Below are 461 nucleotides of genomic sequence, written 5' to 3'. Positions count from 1 at the left end.
GTGGAAAGGTCCAAACTTTGCCTTGTCGCGATCGGGAAGGGTTGTCGACGTCGGCGGGAGGGCCGATTTTAATTGGGAGGAACGACCTTGAACGAATATGACCCCCTCAAGGGTATGAACCGTCGCACGCTTATGGGCTACGGCGCAGCAATGATCGCGGCGCAACCGCTACTGTCCGGTTTTGCCCGGGCAAACGCCTATCCAAGCGAAACCATCAATTACATCGTCGCTTTCGGCGTCGGCGGCGGTAGCGATATCGTTGCCCGCACAATGGCCAAGGTGATCAACGAAAAGAACCTCGTCCCGGTAAAGATCTTGGTTGAAAACAGACCAGGCGGCTCGGGTGCAGTCGGCTATTCCTATATCAGCTCCCGCAAGGGAAACCCGTATTATTTGGGAGGAGTCGGCGTCAGCTTCTTTACAACGCCGCTGCTTGGCAAGATGCCGCTGAGCTACAAGGA

At 56.0% G+C, this 461-nt stretch carries 1 pseudogene; it reads left to right on the top strand.

Features of this window, described 5'->3' with window-relative positions:
• Positions 1–87 precede the first annotated feature (87 nt).
• Positions 88–461, top strand: a pseudogene (locus AB4Z23_RS28480) (hypothetical protein); the annotation flags it as partial.

The organism is Agrobacterium sp. MCAB5 (assembly GCF_052114365.1).
In the GTDB taxonomy this organism is placed as follows: Bacteria; Pseudomonadota; Alphaproteobacteria; order Rhizobiales; family Rhizobiaceae; genus Agrobacterium; species Agrobacterium tumefaciens.
Note: the sequence above shows the minus strand (reverse complement) of the source record. Positions and strands in the feature narration are given on the sequence as shown.